Genomic DNA, 17,231 nt, shown 5'->3' on the forward strand with positions numbered 1-17,231 from the left:
ATATCCATGTCAATTCACGTAGCACTCAATCATCTCACCACCTATCGTTACGAGCGCCCGATCAGCCTGGGGCCTCAAATCATCCGCCTGCGGCCGGCGCCGCATTGCCGCACCCGCATCCTCAGTTATTCGTTGCGGATACTGCCGGAGCCGCACTTCATCAACTGGCAGCAAGACCCGCAGGCCAACTACCTGGCGCGGCTGGTGTTTCCGGAAAAGACCAGCGAGTTCCGGATCGAGGTCGATCTGGTAGCCGAAATGTCGGTGCTCAATCCCTTCGATTTTTTTCTTGAGCCGTATGCCGAGAAGGTACCGTTTTCCTACGCGCCGGAATTGCAGAACGAGCTGGAGCCGTATCGCAAGAAACTGCCGCTGACGCCCTTGCTGCAAAAATTCCTGGATCAGGTGCCGCGTGAAAGAATCCGCAGCGAGGATTTCCTGGTCAGCCTGAATCAGCAACTGGCGCAGATGATCAGCTATACCATCCGCATGGAGCCGGGCGTGCAAACGCCGGAGCAGACCTTAAGCCTGGGCTCCGGCTCATGCCGCGATTCTTCATGGCTGCTGGTGCAGATACTGCGCTATCTGGGGCTGGCGGCGCGGTTTGTGTCGGGTTACCTGATCCAGCTGACGGCCGATCAGAAATCGCTGGATGGCCCATCCGGGCCGCAAGCAGATTTCACCGATCTGCACGCCTGGTGCGAGGTGTATCTGCCCGGCGCCGGCTGGATCGGACTCGATCCCACCTCCGGCTTGTTTGCCGGAGAAGGGCATATCCCGTTGTCATGCACGCCGGAGCCATCCTCGGCTGCGCCGGTCAGCGGCATGGTCGAACCATGCGAAGTCAGTTTCGAACACGCCATGAGCGTGCGCCGGATCTGGGAATCGCCGCGCGTCACCAAGCCGTATAGCGAGCAGCAATGGGAAGAAATCGAAGAACTGGGCCATGCCATCGATGACGATCTGGATACGCTCGACGTCCGGTTGACGATGGGCGGAGAGCCGACTTTCGTGGCGCTCGATCATCCCGACGGCGAGGAATGGAACACCGCCGCCATGGGCCCCACCAAGAAACCGCTGGCAGCCGAACTCTATCATCGGCTGCGCCAGCAATACGCGGCGCAAGGCTTGCCGCATTTCGGCCAAGGCAAATGGTATCCGGGCGAACAGCTGCCGCGCTGGTCGCTGAATTGCTACTGGCGCCGTGACGGCGAGCCGATCTGGGCCACGCCAGAATTGATCGCCGACGAAACCAAGGAGCAAGCCAGCGATGACAATATCGCCGAACGCTTTCTGCAAGGAGTGGCCGCGCGCCTGACGCTGGATCGCCAACACGTATTTGCCGCCTATGAAGACATCTACTATTACCTGTGGCGCGAACGCCGCCTGGCGATCAACGTCGATCCATCCGATGCGCGGCTGGACGACAAGCAGGAGCGGGCAAGACTGGCCCGGGTGTTTTCGCAAGGTCTGCGCAAAGTTGCCGGCTACGTACTGCCGCTGGCCCGCACCGCGGATGAACGCGGCTGGCAAAGCAGCAGCTGGTATTTGCGCGGCGAATACTGTTATCTGCTGCCCGGCGATTCGCCTTTAGGCTATCGGCTGCCGCTCGATTCGCAGCCATGGGTCAAGAAGGCCGATTATCCGTATGTGCATCAGCCGGATCCGAGCCAGCAATTCGAGCCGTTGCCGATTGCCCGGCAAATCCGCCAGCAACTGGCAACCCCGGCCTCTGTTTCTGCCGCCGTCAAGGCAACCGCGGCGGATGTACCGAAATACAGCACGGCCTTCAGCAGCGAAGCACAGGCCGTACCCGCGCCATTCGAGTCGGCCGATAAGATTGCCCGCACTGCCTTGTGCGCAGAAGTACGGCAGGGTGTGCTGTACCTGTTCATGCCGCCGCTGGCGCGGCTGGAGGATTACCTGGAACTGGTAGCGGCGATCGAAGCCACGGCCCAGAGTTTGAAGCAGCCGATGTTGATGGAGGGTTATGAGCCGCCCAACGACCCGCGCCTGGGCAAGTTCAGCGTCACCCCCGATCCCGGCGTGATTGAAGTAAATATCCAGCCCATGCACAGCTGGAGCGAGCTGGTCGCCAACACCACCTATTTATACGATGTCGCCCGCGAGACCCGGCTGACCACCGAGAAATTCATGCTCGACGGCCATCATTCCGGCACCGGCGGCGGCAACCATCTGGTGTTGGGCGGCGCTACCACCAGCGATTCGCCGTTCCTGCGGCGGCCCGATCTGTTGCGCAGCCTGATCAGTTATTGGCACAACCATCCGGCCTTGTCCTATCTGTTTTCCGGCATGTTCATCGGCCCCACTTCGCAAGCGCCGCGGGTCGATGAAGCGCGCAACGATGCAGTGGTCGAACTGGAACTGGCGTTTACCGAGATGGACAGGCAACTCGCCGCCGACGGCTGCGCGCCGTGGCTGGTCGACCGGCTGCTGCGCAATCTGCTGATCGACGTTACCGGCAACACGCATCGCGCCGAGTTCTGCATCGACAAACTGTATTCGCCCGACAGCAGCACCGGCCGCCTCGGCCTGCTGGAATTGCGCGCCTTCGAAATGCCGCCGCATGCGCGCATGAGCCTGACCCAGCAGTTGTTGCTACGAGCGCTGGTAGCGCGCTTCTGGAAGACGCCCTACAAGCCGCCGCGCCTGGTGCGCTGGGGCACCGAGCTGCACGACCGTTTCCTGCTGCCGCATTTCATCTGGCAGGATTTTTGCGATGTGATGGACGATATGCAGCAAGCCGGTTATGGGCTCAAACCGGAATGGTTCGCGCCGCACTTCGAGTTCCGCTTTCCGAAAATCGGCGACTTCGCCGTCAACGGCATCGCGCTCGAACTACGCACCGCGCTGGAACCCTGGCATGTGCTGGGCGAGGAAAGCCGTTCCGGCGGCAACGCCCGTTACGTCGATTCATCGCTCGAACGTGTACAGGTGAAAGTCAGCGGCATGGCGCCGGACCGCTATGTGCTGACTTGCAACGGCGTGCCGGTGCCGCTGCAGCCGACCGGCCGCGTCGGCGAGTTTGTCAGCGGCGTGCGCTACCGCGCATGGCAGCCGCCGTCGGCCCTGCATCCGACCATCGGCATCGACTCGCCGCTGACCTTCGATCTGGTCGATACCTGGAACGGCCGCAGCCTGGGCGGTTGCCAATACCATGTGGTGCATCCGGGCGGGCGCAGTTATGAGACGTTCCCGGTCAATGCATTCGAAGCGGAAAGCCGGCGTCTGGCGCGCTATTTCCGTCTCAATCACACGCCGGGTGCTATGCAGGTAACTACGCCGATAGCGTCCATCGAGTTCCCATTTACGTTAGACTTACGTCACTTCTAAACAAGCTCGGCTTCATGGCATAGAAGAGCCGCAGCGCAACTTTTTTAGTTTGCGCTGCGGTTTTCCTCGCCCTGACGCCAGAGCTTGCATTCAACCATTTCAAGTGACGCAAGCGATCAACTATGTACCAGCGGCTACTCGAAAGTTATCCCGCAGAGGCGGATCGTTACGACGAAATGCTGGAACCCGGCGGCCGTCTGCGGCCGCATTGGCGCACTTTGATCGATCAGCTCGAAGGCTTGTCGCCAGAGATTCTGCGGCGCCGTGCGCGCGAAGTGCGCGAAGCAATTGCCGCAGACGGCGTTACCTACAATGTGTACGCCGATCCGCAAGGCGCCAACCGGCCCTGGGAACTGGATCTGTTGCCGCAGATCATCTCCGCCGACGAATGGCAAACCTTGTCCGCCGCGGTAATCCAGCGTGCGCGCCTGCTCAACGCGGTGCTGGCCGATCTGTACGGCCCGCAAACGCTGCTTTCCGAAGGCTTGCTGCCACCGGCGCTGGTATTCGGCCAGCATGGCTACCTGTGGCCTTGTCGCGGCATTGAACCGCCAGCGGGAATACATCTGCATTTGTATGCGATTGACCTGGCGCGTTCGCCGGACGGTCACTGGTGGGTCATGTCGGACCGTACCCAAGGACCGTCAGGCGCCGGTTATGCCTTGCAGAACCGGCAGATCATGTCGCGTGCGCTGCCGGATATGGTGCGCGACATGCATGTCCAATCGCTGCTGAAATTTTTCCACACCCTGCATGACAGTCTGAGCGCGCTGGCGCCCGCTGACGGCGAAGCGCCGCTGGTAGTGTTGCTGACGCCGGGGCCGTATAACGAAACCTATTCCGAACACGCTTTCCTGGCGCATACCTTGGGTTTCCCGCTGGTCGAAGGGGCTGATCTGATGGTGCGCGGCGACATGGTGTATCTGAAAACGCTGAGTGGTTTGCGGCGCGTCCATGCGATCTTGCGGCGGCTGGACGACGACTATTGCGATCCGCTCGAATTGCGCGCCGATTCCGCCCTCGGCATTCCCGGCCTGGTGCAGGCAGCACGCCTCGGCAACGTGCTGATCGCCAATTCGCTCGGCAGCGGCGTGCTGGAATCTGGCGCCTTGCACGGTTTCCTGCCGGCCATCTGTCAGCGTTTGCTTGGCCAGCCGCTGGCGCTGCCGGCGGTGGCCTCGTGGTGGTGCGGCGAAAAACCGGCGCTCGATTACACCCTGGCCAATCTGGAACAGCTGGTGATCATGCCGGCGTTTCCATCGATGCGGATGCAGCCGGTCTACGGCCACAGCCTGAACGCGCAATCGCGGCAACGCCTGATCGAGAGCCTGCAGGCCCAGCCGCATGCCTACGTGGCGCAGGAATGGGTGCGCTTGTCGCAGGCGCCGGTATTGTCGCGCAGCGGCGAATATCGTTTGATGAGCCGCGCGGTCAGCTTGCGGGTATTCGTGGTTGCCGCTGCCGACGGCAGTTATCACGTGATGCCCGGCGGCCTGACGCGGGTTGCACCGCGCCAGCGCAAGGATGTGGTGTCGATGCAGCAGGGCGGCGCCAGCAAGGATGTCTGGGTCTTGAGCCCGATGCGTCCGGATGTGAGCGACGCGGCTGCGCCGATGGCAGCGCCGCTGGAAGATATCGACGGCCGCCAGAGCGCGTTGGATAGCGCGCTCAATATGATCCGCAGCACGGTCGACATTTCCTCGCACGCCGGCGAAAACCTGTTCTGGATGGGCCGTTACGCCGAGCGTTGCGACAATCTGGCGCATCTGCTCCGGGCCACCCTGCAACGCAGCACCGATCTGCAGGGCGAAGCACGCGAGACTTTCTACCAGCTCTGCGAAATCTGCCGCGGCCTCGGCATTGCTTTGCCGAGCGCATCGGCGGCAGGACGGCCAACCGTCAGCGCCATGCAACAAGGATTGATTGCCGCCATCGCCGATCCTGTCGCCAGCGTCGGCATTGCCGGCAATCTGCGGCATTTGCACCATTGCGGTTACCAGGTGCGCGAGCATCTTTCCCTGGACAACTGGCAGGCGCTCAACCGCATGCCCGGCCTGGTGGCAGACGGTAGCGGCCATGCCGGCGTGACGCCGGCCGCCGCGCTGCATATGCTCAATAACGTGATCCAGGCTTGCGTCGGTTTGGCCGGCCACGCGCTGGACGACATGACGCGCGACGAAGGCTGGCATTTCCTGATGCTGGGCCGGCATATAGAACGCATGACCCATCTGGCAACCTTGTTCGGCCAGTTCCTGCGGCTGCCGCCGGAGCGCCAGAACCGGACGCTGCCGTGGCTGTTGGAATCGGCCAACAGCGTGGTCACCTACCGCGTGCGCTATCGGCGTGCGCCGGAATGGCTGCCGGTATTGCATCTGCTGGTGTTCGATGTCAGCAATCCGCACGGCATCGCCTTCCAGTTCCATATGCTGGAGCGCTATTTAAGCGATATCGCGGAACAGCTCGGCACGCTCAGCATGGATACGCCGGCGCATTTGTCAGCCACGTTGCGCGAATTCGAATTGCAAGACCTGAGCCACGATTCCTTGTTTGTGGCCGACGCCCGCGCGCGCCTGGTGCAACTGATGCGCGACGCTATCGGCGGCGCTTTTTCCTTGTCCGACGAATTGGCGCGCCATTTCTTTACGCCCTTGAACGCGCCGGTCAGCCAGGGAGTGTCATGATGAGCGAGCACACTTACCACATCCGTCACGACACCCATTACGCGTATTCGCAAGCGGTGCGCCTGTCGCATCAGATGCTGCGCCTGACGCCGCGTTCGCTGCCATGGCAAACCTGCACTTCGCACGGCATCAGCATCACGCCCGAACCGCAGAATCTGCGCATGCTGCTGGATAGTTTCGGCAATCCGATGCAATCGTTTTCACTGGAAAGCGACCATACCGATCTGCGCGCCCTGGCCGAATCCTGGGTGACGCTGACGCCGCGCCAAATGCCGTCGATTACGCCATCTTGGGAACAGGCGCGCGCCGCGCTCTCGTACCAAGCCGGCCAATTCCTATTGCCTGACGACTTGGAAGCCACGCGTTATCTATTTGAATCGGCCCATGTGCGGATCAAACGCGAGCTGCTGGCTTATGCCGCGGAATCGTTTACGCCCGGCTTGCCTTTGCTGGCCGGGATAGAAGCCTTGATGACACGGATCTTCCAAGAGTTCACCTTCGACCCGCTGGCCACCACCGTCTCCACCCCGGTCACCGAGGTGTTCGCTACCCGCCGCGGCGTCTGCCAGGATTTCGCGCACTTCATGTTGTCCTGCCTGCGCTCATTGGGTTTAGCGGCGCGCTATGTCAGCGGCTATCTGCTGACCGAACCGCCGCCCGGACAGCCGCGCCTGATCGGCGCCGACGCCTCGCACGCCTGGGTATCCGTGTATTGCCCCGGCTTCAATGGACAAGCCAGCAGCTGGATCGACGCCGATCCAACCAACGGCATCTTCCCGGACACCAGCCACATCACGCTCGGCTGGGGCCGCGATTTTCTCGACGTCTCGCCCTTGCGCGGCGTACTGATCGGCGGCGGCGAGCAAACCATGGATGTTGCGGTAACGGTATTGCCGGCGCATGAGGCGCCGGGGTTTGGGTTTGCGGTTTGAGGCGGCAGGGGTTTCTTGCCACTATTGAGAGTTTCATAAAACATGAGAAAGCCCGTGCCCGGTTGCGCCTGACAAACGCAGCTAACTGGGGTCAGAGTGAACTTTCTGCGCGTCTTTTGCAGAAACTTCACTCTGACCCCACTTAGCGGGCCACGGAGTACCTGCCTTATCGTTAAAAAAGAACAAAGCCGCGTAGTGCGCACTGTCTTTCTCCGACCCCAGATGACTCTGCTGAGCATCAGCTTGCGACTTGTCAATAGCGAGTCCCTTTTAAATCTGCTGGCGTCTTTCCAGAGGATCACAGCCTTTCACTCTTTGAGAATTTTCTTGCCCTTATTTGGCTTAAATTGCGATACGTTTGATCAAGCGGACGATGGTGCATCCGCTACGAACCGGGGGTTCGCGACGACTACGATAAGCAAACTTACAACATAAACTGTTTAAGATGTTATAAGGGGAAATACTGAAATACTCATGCTCCGTGTTATGCCAACTCTACATTGTGAGCTATATAAAAATGACCTTGGTCAAAAAAGTGATTTCAATATGTTTTATAGTTTTGGGCATGGTCTCGTTCGCGGGGAACGTGGCACTTTATTTTTCCTCAACGTTGAGACTATATATTCCAGGCATGGATAACGCGAACCAATTTTTTGGTTTGCTCTGCGCGCTAACGTCAGCAATCGGTGGAGTACAGGCGCTAAGAAATAGAATCAGCGCCATTCCAGTATTGTTGGCATCGTGTTTGTTCTATTTTCTGGGCGCCGCTTATTCAGCATTGAATCAGTACGGAATCCAAGCGTTCTCGATGTTGATGAACGCCTTCTACTACTCGCTGGGAGGCAGAATAATCGGGGCCGGGATAATCGCGACGCAGTTGATTCGCACGCGCGCAGCGCACTACAGCGAAAAGCCCTCCCACGACCGACCATACCCGAATGAAAAAATAGCGCTTGCTTGCCTATTGCTATTAATCGGGCTGGTAGAGGCAATTTACACACACCTGCAATTACGCGGATACCCTATACCCGCGTGGCTTCAATTTGGCGCGGCCATCGTGTTCCTCTTCCTTATTTTTTTCTGGTTTCACAACGACACAAAAACACATGCCTACAAGCGGTCAACATGGCTGGTCGGCGGCATCCTCTGTATGTCGGTTGTGACCATCCCGTATTATCTGGTGCGTAGCCGAGGGAAAGGGGAAAAGGTAATGGCGCTCATACGATTATGCGGTTTCTTCATGTTGATGCTTATGTCGTCGCTGATTGGTGACAGCGGAGCGCGCTTCCTTGGCTGACTTCAGCGTCAGGTTAAATCGAGGCCTGAAACCATGAAATACGGCGGCCGATTACCTTAACCGTTAGTGGTAATGTTCATTGCGACAGCCGCTAACGGCCAAGAGCGGAAGTTCAAATACGATCGCCGAATGCCTGCTCACCGATCGTGAGCTGCCGTCGGGACTAGAAGGCTGGCCAATAACGGGACCGATGATTCTGTATGTCGCTTGTCTGCTTCTCACCAATTTGGCGTCGAAACGAGGAAAATGCCTCCTCAGATTGGAAGGCAGGACGAAATTCAAGGGGGAAGCATGACACTTAAGGTGACGAAGGAACACTTGGTGCGGTTGCTCGGCGAAGTCGACAACAGCGTTATCGCGTTATCAGGAAAGTGGGGCACCGGCAAGACTCATCTCTGGAACGAAGTCAAGAGAGAATCGAGCGATGATAAGCTCAAGAAAGCGCTTTATGTGTCGCTATTTGGGCAGTCGAGCATTGACCAAGTGAAAAGAAAGCTCATCGAGTCGTCCGTCCCTGTCATTGAATCGCACAGCGGCGCTTTTGACGCGTTGAAGCAGCTTTTTCGGATCGGCGTAAAGGTCGGCTCTGAGCACTACAAGGCATTAGCGGCAGTCAACGACCTCAATTTGCTGTTGATGGCCCCAGTGGTGCTGCGAAACTCCGTCATCGTCCTTGACGACATCGAGCGCAAGCATGACAAGCTAGGCATTGACGAGGTGCTTGGCTTCATAGACGAGTATTCGACTCAGTATGGCTCCCGCTTCGTCCTAGTTCTCAATGACGATCAGCTTGCCAATCAAGAGTTGTGGAAGACCTTTCGTGAGAAGGTTATCGACCAAGAGCTCAAGCTGGCCACGACGCCGGAGGAGGCGTTCGCCATCGCGATCGAGTTGACGCCTTCGCCATACGCAGATGCGCTCAAACGGGCGTTGATCTCATGCCAGCTGACCAACATTCGCATCGTCGGAAAGGTCATCAAGGCCACCAATCGCATCTTGGATAATCGCCAGCTGGACGAGGCAACCATCGCTCGAGTTGTTCCGTCAATCGTCTTGTTTTCGGCAATATATTACAGGGGCTTGGAGGACGGTCCGGATTTTCAGTTCGCTTTGAACACCGGATCTCCCGACTGGTCGAACATCGCCAGGGACAAGAACAAGGAGCCCACCGAAGAGGACAAGCGTAAGGACAGTTGGAGACTGCTCATGCAAGATTTGGGCATCCATGGCTGTGATGAATTCGAGGCGGTACTGGTCGAATTCTTGGAGTCTGGACTGTTCGACGCCGGCAAGATCGCTACGATCATAGACGGCTACATCGCCGAGAAGCAGAACTTGGAAGCCAGGGAGATGGCCAACCAGTTCCTGTTCAAGGTCTTCTGGGATTACCGCGTCGACGACACTCAGTTGGTTGTCGAGGCCGCCGCGCTTCCGAAGATTGCTGGAATGCTAGATCCGTTCGTGGCCTCGGAGCTGGATCAGGCGTTGGCAACGCTCCCTGGCGGCGAGACCATCGGCAAAGCAATCGTGGATGGTTGGATCGTTGCACTCAGGGATCGGAAGCTCGAAGAGGTGAACGACGATAACCCGTTCAACCGTCCGCTGCACCCAGCAATCAAGGCCGAGTTCGCCGCGATCAATGCCAACGCCCAAGCTCGGACTACTGTCTTGGATGCGTGCATGCACATCATCGAGAGCGGCGGGTGGGGTACCATGCAGGAAGTGGCCATGAAAAGGGCCACCGCTGCCGATTTCGAGATGGCTATTCGCGAGATAGATCTTGATAAGTTACGGCGGTTCATGCGCCACATGATCGAAATGAGGCTTCAAAGGCAAACCTACGACCTGCACTTTGGGACAGCCACCCAACGCTTCGTCGAGGCATGCAGAGCCATCGCTAACGACGCCGCGTCTCCTCGATTGGCAGGGCTGATCAAGCGCCTCTTCGAGCGAACCGCCATTGCGTCCGAGCTGGCACTGCAAGAGGCGACGGAGACCGGCGCTGTGGCCAAAGTTCAAACTGGCGAATAGCCGCAGGCGCTGCTAAGCGGTCATTTGCTGGAATCCATCGACGGATCGCAACGGGTCGTTTGCTGTCTGTCGCAACACGTATCAGTTGGCCATGACGTACCGTGTGGTCAACGAGGCCCACCGCAGTCGATCCACTAGAACCGGCGCAGGGTCATTTCGCGCCAGCGCCTGCAGTAACCAGCACTTGCCCTCAATTGCGAATATGTGGTCCACGTCGAAATTCGTACATTCCACCTACACGTGATGTTAGGTCGCTGACTAGTGGCTACTTTGCGATGCGAATGGGTGGCTACTTTCACATGCGAAGCTATGGCTGTTTTAATGCGAATATGCAGAAACGATTACGACTTCTTAGTCGTCATGGTTTTTCCTGCATGCGGTGGTGCTTTTTCCAGAGTGCGAGCAAATTTCATCAATCGAATTCTCGCTGCGCCAGTGGCCTGTCTGTAGAGGAGCGTCAGCTCTACCAATTCGTCCAGGTCGTTCGTCTCTTGCGAAGCAAGTTCTTGTTCCCTGACAAATTTCGGTAAAGCTCCCTTTAGTATCCAGTCAACCCGATAGCCGAGATCTTTCTCTACGTTCTTGGCATATTGGTAGCCCAGATCCTGACCTGGATTTCTCATCAATTGACCGATCAAGGCCTTTGTACAACCAGCAATGTTCGCCAGCCTGGTTTGCTTGCCACGTTCCGGGCCGTCTAATTCGATAAGGATCACTTTGATCCGGTCGCCTATGTTTTCCATGGATAGCAATCTATACGAGCTTATGGATATTTAACTTTACATATATGTATATCTAAATATACTTAAGATGCAAATATTGAAACATTGCGGCCACCATCAAAGGTGGCGACAAATCATCCGCATTGATTGCAGCCGCAGATCACAAGGAAAGCACAATGAACCAACTTTCAAATTACTTCCCCCTCAAAAACAAAGTTGCCCTGATCACCGGCGCAGCACGCGGCATGGCCGGCAAGCGAGAGGATTCAACCGATCATGCGTCGCAAGCGGCGCTGCGCATGACTGGGATCAACGCCAAACGTTATGCCTCGCTGAATATCCGGGTGCATTCCGTCCAGCCCAGTGTGATCAGGCCGCCGGCACTGGCGGCGATGCTGAGCAAGCAGGGCGATCTGAGTCAGGCCTTGGCCGACCGCGCCGAAGTGGAGCTGCGGGTAGGGCGCGGCTCGGCCACCGATGTCGCAGCGGCGATCTTGTATCTGGTGTCGGATGCGAGCCGCTTTGTCAGTGGCAGCGAATTAGTGATTGACGCCGGATTCCGTTAAGGCTCCCGAATCTGATGCATCAACGCAACCGCCCGCGAATCCGGCGGCGGCGTCAGCAGGCTGACCAAGATCAGCGCCAGCAATCCGGCCGGCACGCCGAAGATGCCGGCGGCCATCGGCGCGATATGGAACCATTGGCCGCTGGCCGAGCCGCCGAGCGCCGGATAGGTGTGCAGCATGTAATAGATGCAGGTGCCGAAACCGACCACAATCGCGGCAATCGCGCCTTGCTGGTTGCCGCGTTTCCAGAACACGCCCAGCGCCAGCGCCGGAAACAAGGCTGAGGCCGCCAGCGAAAACGCAGCGCCCACCATCGACAGGATATCGCCCGGTTTCAAGGAGGCGGTATACGCCGCCAGCAAGGCCACCACCAGCAACAGCAATTTGGACACGGTGACGCGCTTGGCGGTGGAGGCGTGCGGATCGATCATCTTGTAATACACATCGTGCGACAGGGCGTTGGAAATCGTCAGCAGCAAACCATCTGCGGTGGATAGCGCTGCCGCCAGTCCGCCCGCCGCCACCAGCCCCGAGATGTAATACGGCAGGCCGGCAATCTCCGGCGTCGCCAGCATGATCATGTCGCCATCCAGGTTTATTTCCGACAGTTGCACAATGCCGTCATGGTTGAAATCGGTAATGCTGACCAGGGGATGGCTCTTGTCGATATTGGCCCAGTACGATACCCATTCCGGCAGATGCGCATAATCGGAGCCGACCAGCGAGGTGTAGATGGTGTATTTCACCAGCACCGCCAGCGCCGGCACGGTGAGATAAATCAGCAGGATGAAAAACAGCGTCCAGAATACCGATTTGCGGGTTTCCTGCACCGACGGCGTGGTGTAGTAGCGCATCAGGATATGCGGCAGGGAAGCGGTGCCCAGCATCAGGCAAAACACCAAAGCCAGAAAGTTATTCCGTTTGATATCGGAGGCCTCCGTGGTGGCGCCGGGGAACGGCGTCGCCTGCGCAACCGGCGGCTCGGCGCGCGCCAGGTTGCTGGCTTTGTCCTGCTGCCATTTGCGCTCGGCCTCTTCCGGCGTCTTGGGATAGCTGTTCAAGGCTCGATTGGCGGCGCGGATTTCGATCAGAGAGCTGTTGTTGCGCTTCAGGTTTTCCAGATGCAGTTGCGCTTCTATGCGCCCCTGTTCCCACGATTTCGGTAAATTGCGCAGGCGCGCATCGTAATCATCCGCAGTGGCCTTGAAGATCGCTCGTACCTGGATTTCTTTCGGGGCAGCATCGAGTTTCTTTTCGATCTCGCTGATCTGCGATAGCACCGATCCGTAAGTGAATGGCGCTACCGGATTGTGCGTATGTTTTGCCGACAGCAAGATCACCGGGATCAGGTAGGCGAACAGGATGATGATGTACTGCGCCACCTGGGTCCAGGTAATCGCCCGCATGCCGCCCAGGAAAGAGCAGACCAGGATGCTGGCCAGGCCGAGAAAAATGCCGACCGAAAAATCGACGCCGGTAAAGCGCGAGGTAATCAAGCCGACACCGTAGATTTGCGCCACCACGTAAATGAAGGAAATCACCACCGTGGCCGCCACCGCCAGTATTCTTATCGGATTGCTGTTGGTGTGGCCGCGGTAGCGCGCCGCCAGGAAATCCGGGATCGTGTATTGGCCGAACTTGCGCAGATACGGTGCGATCAGCAGGGCCACCAGGCAATAGCCGCCGGTCCAGCCGACGATGTAGGCCAGGCCGTCGAACCCTTGCAGGAAGAGGCCGCCGGCCAGGCTGATGAAGGTGGCTGCCGAAATCCAGTCGGCGGCGGTCGCCATGCCGTTGAACATGCCCGGCACCCGGCGCCCAGCCACATAGTATTCGGAGACATCGGAAGTGCGGCTCACGATGCCGATGCCGGCATACAGGACGATGGTGGCAAACATGAACAGATAGCCGATCCAGGTGCGCGGCAAGCCTTCTTTTTCCAATATCGCCAGCACAGTCAGCAGCAGGATGAAACCGCCGGTGTACCAGCCGTAGTAGCGGACCAGCCGCCAGAAGAAAGATTTGTCGTTCATTGCTGCTCGCGGTCTGACTGGCGTTGATCTATTTTTTTCATTTGCCAGGTATATACCGCGACGATCAGCAGATACAGCAGCGCCAATCCCTGCGCCACCAGATAAAACGATAGCGGCCAGCCGAACCAGCTCAGGCCGGCCAGCTCACGCGCAAAGAAGATGACGCCAAAGGTCGGCACAAACCAGATCAGCAACAGGCCCAGCGTCAGTCGTCTGGTGCTTTGCCAGTGGCTGGCGGGATGGCGTGGGCGGGTTTTGAACATAGGCATGCTGGTCCGGTTGCTGGCTGTGGTTGTTGATGGTGAAAGTCTGGTGAATGGCAGTTAAGGCAGTTAACGGAAATCCGGATTGAAATCTGGCGCCGGCTTTTTTTGCAAATGGAAAGCGACCCGTAACAGGCTGCCCGGCAGTTCCGGATCGTTGCTGCGCGGGTTGTAGGAAATCGTCACTTCGGCGCCATGCTGCTGCGCGATTTCGCGCACGATCGCCAGCCCCAGGCCGCTGCCGCCGCGGCCGCTGTCGAGGATGCGGTAAAAGCGCTGGAACACATGGTCGCGCTCGGCCGGCGGAATGCCTGGCCCGGTATCTTCGACTTCCAGTATTGCCAATTCTGTCGCCATGCCAGTCATCGGTTCACCGCGCACGCGCACCGTGACGCTGCCCTCGACCGGGGTGTAGTGCAAGGCATTGTCGATCAGGTTGCCCAGCAACTCGCGCAGCATGAGCGGATTGCACAGCACCGGCAGCGCCTGCTCGGCCTGTTCGAAACCGAAATCGATGCGCTGGCTGAATGAAGCCTGGACCCAGTCCTGCACCACGGCGCGGGCAAATTCGGATAAATCGACCTCTACATACGGCGCGCTTTCCTGAGACTGGTTTTCAGCCCGCGCCAGCGACAGCAATTGATTGACCAGCCGCGTCGCCGATTCCGAGCTCTTGGCCAGCTGTTCCAGCGAACGGTGAATATCCTGCTGGCTGGTTTGCCGCAACGCCAGTTCGGATTGCATGCGCATCCCGGCCAGCGGCGTTTTCATCTGGTGGGCGGCGTCGGCGATGAAACGTTTCTGGGTTTGGATCGACAGTGAAAGGCGCGACAACATATCGTTCAGCGAGCGCACCAGCGGCGAGATTTCTTCCGGCACCTGGCCCGAATCGATCGGGCTCAGGTCGTCCGGGCGGCGAGCCCGGATTCGTTGCTGCAATTCGGATAGCGGCGAGAGGCCGCGCGATAGCGCAAACCAGATCAGCGCCAGCGCGATCGGCAGGATCAGGAACTGCGGCAGGATCACGCCCTTGATGATTTCATTGGCGAGACGGGCGCGCTTCTCCAGCGTTTCGCCGACTTGCACCAGCGCCAGCCTTGCCGGCGGCCGCTGCTGCTTGGCGCCGGCGAGATTGGCGTCTACCGCGTTACGCAGATCGACATAGGTGTAGGCGATCCGTACATCGCTGCCGTGCACGGAACTGTCCCAACACATGACCTTGCCGGGATGCGAGGTTTCATCTTCCACCGGCGGCAGATGCATGTCGCGGTCGCCGTCGATATATTCGCCGTGCGGGCCGGTGATCAGGTAATAGACATTGTCGACATCGTCGGCGCGCAGGAAATCGCGAGACGGGTCGGTCAGGCGCGTGACCACCTTGCCATTGACTTCGCTGACCTGTTGCGACAATACCGTGACGCTATCGTCCAGCGCCTGGTCGAAAGGCTGGTTGGCGATCGATTTCGCCACCACATAGGTAATCGCGATACTGATCGGCCACAGCAGTAACAGCGGCACCAGCATCCAGTCCAGGATCTCGCCGAACAGCGACCGCTGCACCCGTTCTTCGGTTTGTGCGGCCGGGAGAGCGGTGCGGGGAGCAGCAGGATGAGCACTTGGGGTGGGAGGGCTTGGCTGCGCAGCCAGGGAGTGAGCGTCGCGCATGAGGGTTAGGCGCTAATGGCGATTGGAGGAATCGGAGGATGTATCGACAGGGGAGAGCGGCGCAGAGGTGATTGCGGAAGCGGCTTGCGGTTCGTTGATTTTTTCCAGGCAATAGCCGAGACCGCGCACAGTGGCAATCCGTACGCCGCCGACTTCGATCTTCTTGCGCAAGCGATGTACATACACTTCGATGGCGTTGTTGCTGACTTCTTCGCCCCATTCGCACAGGTGATCGACCAGTTGTTCCTTGGAAACCAGGCGGCCGGTGCGTTGCAGCAATACTTCCAGCAAGCCCAGTTCGCGTGCCGACAGATCGAGCATTTGTTCATTGATATAGGCGATCCGTCCAACCTGGTCGTAACTCAGCGGGCCGTGCTTGACGACGGTCGGGCCGCCGCCGGCGCCGCGCCGGGTCAGCGCCCGTACCCGCGCTTCCAGTTCTGACAGCTCGAACGGCTTGGCCATGTAATCGTCAGCGCCCAGATCGAGTCCTTTTACCCGTTGTTCGAGTGAATCGGCGGCGGTCAGGATCAGCACCGGCAGCCGCGAATTCCGGGCGCGCAGGCGGCGCAGCACTTCCAGGCCGGTCATTTTAGGCAGGCCCAGATCGAGGATCAGCAAATCGAAATCCTGGGTCGACAAGGCTGAATCCGCTTCCATCCCGTTCATCACGCAGTCGGTGGCATAACCCGACTGGCGCAGCGAACGCGTCAGTCCGTCGGCTAAAACACTGTCGTCTTCGGCAAGCAGAATGCGCATGATGGTGGTGTTTCCGTGTACGGTGGATGAGAGGTACTTCTTCTAGTCTATGGCGTTTCATTCCTCGCAGCAAGGTCGGCTGTAAAATTGCCTCTTCTGTTTGGTATAATCACTGCCACCTATTCCGGCCTGGACCTGCTTTCCCACTTTGATGCAACGCTTACTGATTCTTTTGCTGATGTTTTTGCTGCCCATGCAAGTCTTTGCAGGCATCGCCGAATCTCAAACAAATCTTCAAACAAATCTTCAAGCACATGACGTGGCGACGCTGGCATACGCTGCTCAGCAGGAGGTTCAGCAAACTGAGCCGGTCTGCAAGGCTGACGCCGATTGCACTTCACAGGATGCCGCGGTTGACGATGTCGAGATGCATGTCGATCTCGGCGACGAGACCGCGCCTGCTTTTCCCTTCGTATTTGCCGCTGCGGCAATCGCCTCCACACCTGCGCTGAGCAACGACAAAGCGCGCCAACCGCCGTTTTTACCGCCGGCCGGGCCTCCGCCCCGAGCCTGAGCGCCTCTATGCCGCCCTTGCTATTGCAGCCGGCGGCGGGCGCCTCCCTATCTGCCGGGCAAGCGCCCGGCGATTCCAACCATCCATGATGTTGACCGGCAGGCTGATGCGCGTCTAGCGTCCGGCCTTAATTCCGGGCCGGTTCAGCGTCATGGCATGGCTGCGAAGTTATAAAAATCAGTTTCAAAATTAGCGGTACCTATGGCCGTGATGGCATCAAATCTCAGGAGAAAGTATGAAGAAATTATTCGTGGCGCTGATCGTCGTTGCAATGACGTTGTCAGCCGGCATGTCGACCGTTGAAGCCAAGCGCATGGGCGGCGGCGGTTCCTTCGGCAAGAAATCGCAAAGCATGAACCGCCAGGCGGCGCCGGCGCAGAATCAAGCCAGCAATGCCGCCAAACCAGCCGCAGC

General features: G+C 58.6%; 12 protein-coding genes. 7 read left to right on the forward strand and 5 right to left on the reverse strand.

The features are described 5' to 3' along the window. The first annotated feature begins 6 nt into the window (after window positions 1-6). From KHU33_RS10735 to KHU33_RS10755, 5 genes are all read left to right on the forward strand, one after another. Complete coding sequence (locus KHU33_RS10735) at window positions 7-3,354, forward strand: transglutaminase family protein (protein WP_211462845.1); 3,348 nt, start codon at window positions 7-9, stop codon at window positions 3,352-3,354. Window positions 3,355-3,476: 122 nt separating this feature from the next. Then, entirely contained in the window at window positions 3,477-6,035 is a 2,559-nt protein-coding gene (locus tag KHU33_RS10740; protein ID WP_211462846.1) for a circularly permuted type 2 ATP-grasp protein, read from the forward strand. After that, the gene (locus KHU33_RS10745; protein ID WP_211462847.1) at window positions 6,032-6,967 is read left to right on the forward strand and encodes a transglutaminase family protein; all 936 of its coding nucleotides are present in this window, start codon (window positions 6,032-6,034) and stop codon (window positions 6,965-6,967) included. The genes KHU33_RS10740 and KHU33_RS10745 overlap by 4 nt, the downstream gene beginning before the upstream one ends. A gap of 517 nt (window positions 6,968-7,484) precedes the next feature. Next, entirely contained in the window at window positions 7,485-8,264 is a 780-nt protein-coding gene (locus KHU33_RS10750) for a hypothetical protein (RefSeq protein WP_211462848.1), read from the forward strand. A gap of 291 nt (window positions 8,265-8,555) precedes the next feature. Continuing rightward, the gene (locus KHU33_RS10755) at window positions 8,556-10,295 is read left to right on the forward strand and encodes a P-loop NTPase fold protein (protein WP_211462849.1); all 1,740 of its coding nucleotides are present in this window, start codon (window positions 8,556-8,558) and stop codon (window positions 10,293-10,295) included. Window positions 10,296-10,636: 341 nt separating this feature from the next. On the opposite strand, the gene KHU33_RS10760 is transcribed toward KHU33_RS10755, so the two are convergent. Next, window positions 10,637-11,038, reverse strand: coding sequence for a hypothetical protein (locus KHU33_RS10760; protein WP_211462850.1), 402 nt, complete (start codon window positions 11,036-11,038; stop codon window positions 10,637-10,639). A 155-nt stretch (window positions 11,039-11,193) separates the two neighbouring features. Between KHU33_RS10760 and KHU33_RS10765 the strand changes: the two genes are divergently transcribed. Then, window positions 11,194-11,583 (forward strand): SDR family oxidoreductase, encoded by a 390-nt coding sequence (locus tag KHU33_RS10765; RefSeq protein ID WP_211462851.1) that lies wholly within the window; start codon window positions 11,194-11,196, stop codon window positions 11,581-11,583. Here KHU33_RS10765 and KHU33_RS10770 read toward each other — a convergent pair. The 4 genes from KHU33_RS10770 to KHU33_RS10785 form a co-directional block, all read right to left on the reverse strand. Continuing rightward, window positions 11,580-13,616: a sodium:solute symporter family protein gene (locus KHU33_RS10770; RefSeq protein WP_211462852.1), complete on the reverse strand. Its 2,037-nt coding sequence runs from the start codon at window positions 13,614-13,616 to the stop codon at window positions 11,580-11,582. The genes KHU33_RS10765 and KHU33_RS10770 overlap by 4 nt on opposite strands. After that, the gene (locus KHU33_RS10775; RefSeq protein ID WP_230414183.1) at window positions 13,613-13,885 is read right to left on the reverse strand and encodes a DUF4212 domain-containing protein; all 273 of its coding nucleotides are present in this window, start codon (window positions 13,883-13,885) and stop codon (window positions 13,613-13,615) included. The genes KHU33_RS10770 and KHU33_RS10775 overlap by 4 nt, the downstream gene beginning before the upstream one ends. A 63-nt stretch (window positions 13,886-13,948) precedes the next feature. Continuing rightward, window positions 13,949-15,544, reverse strand: coding sequence for a sensor histidine kinase (locus tag KHU33_RS10780; RefSeq protein WP_211462853.1), 1,596 nt, complete (start codon window positions 15,542-15,544; stop codon window positions 13,949-13,951). Between the two features lie 12 nt (window positions 15,545-15,556). Then, on the reverse strand, window positions 15,557-16,303 hold the full coding sequence (locus KHU33_RS10785) for a response regulator transcription factor (RefSeq protein WP_211462854.1): 747 nt from the start codon (window positions 16,301-16,303) through the stop codon (window positions 15,557-15,559). Between the two features lie 151 nt (window positions 16,304-16,454). On the opposite strand from KHU33_RS10785, the gene KHU33_RS10790 reads away from it, so the two are divergent. Then, complete coding sequence (locus tag KHU33_RS10790) at window positions 16,455-16,817, forward strand: hypothetical protein (protein ID WP_211462855.1); 363 nt, start codon at window positions 16,455-16,457, stop codon at window positions 16,815-16,817. Window positions 16,818-17,231: the final 414 nt, after the last annotated feature.

Origin of the sequence: Collimonas silvisoli, assembly GCF_018305005.1 — a bacterium.
GTDB classification, from domain to species: Bacteria; Pseudomonadota; Gammaproteobacteria; order Burkholderiales; family Burkholderiaceae_D; genus Collimonas; species Collimonas silvisoli.

Coding starts and splice junctions, on each gene's coding strand:
- KHU33_RS10740 (WP_211462846.1), top strand. CDS start 3,477: ATGTACCAGCGGCTACTCGAAAGTTATCCCGCAGAGGCGGATCGTTAC.
- KHU33_RS10780 (WP_211462853.1), bottom strand. CDS start 15,544: ATGCGCGACGCTCACTCCCTGGCTGCGCAGCCAAGCCCTCCCACCCCA.
- KHU33_RS10735 (WP_211462845.1), top strand. CDS start 7: ATGTCAATTCACGTAGCACTCAATCATCTCACCACCTATCGTTACGAG.
- KHU33_RS10790 (WP_211462855.1), top strand. CDS start 16,455: ATGCAACGCTTACTGATTCTTTTGCTGATGTTTTTGCTGCCCATGCAA.
- KHU33_RS10745 (WP_211462847.1), top strand. CDS start 6,032: ATGATGAGCGAGCACACTTACCACATCCGTCACGACACCCATTACGCG.
- KHU33_RS10770 (WP_211462852.1), bottom strand. CDS start 13,616: ATGAACGACAAATCTTTCTTCTGGCGGCTGGTCCGCTACTACGGCTGG.
- KHU33_RS10785 (WP_211462854.1), bottom strand. CDS start 16,303: ATGCGCATTCTGCTTGCCGAAGACGACAGTGTTTTAGCCGACGGACTG.
- KHU33_RS10760 (WP_211462850.1), bottom strand. CDS start 11,038: ATGGAAAACATAGGCGACCGGATCAAAGTGATCCTTATCGAATTAGAC.
- KHU33_RS10750 (WP_211462848.1), top strand. CDS start 7,485: ATGACCTTGGTCAAAAAAGTGATTTCAATATGTTTTATAGTTTTGGGC.
- KHU33_RS10755 (WP_211462849.1), top strand. CDS start 8,556: ATGACACTTAAGGTGACGAAGGAACACTTGGTGCGGTTGCTCGGCGAA.
- KHU33_RS10765 (WP_211462851.1), top strand. CDS start 11,194: ATGAACCAACTTTCAAATTACTTCCCCCTCAAAAACAAAGTTGCCCTG.
- KHU33_RS10775 (WP_230414183.1), bottom strand. CDS start 13,885: ATGCCTATGTTCAAAACCCGCCCACGCCATCCCGCCAGCCACTGGCAA.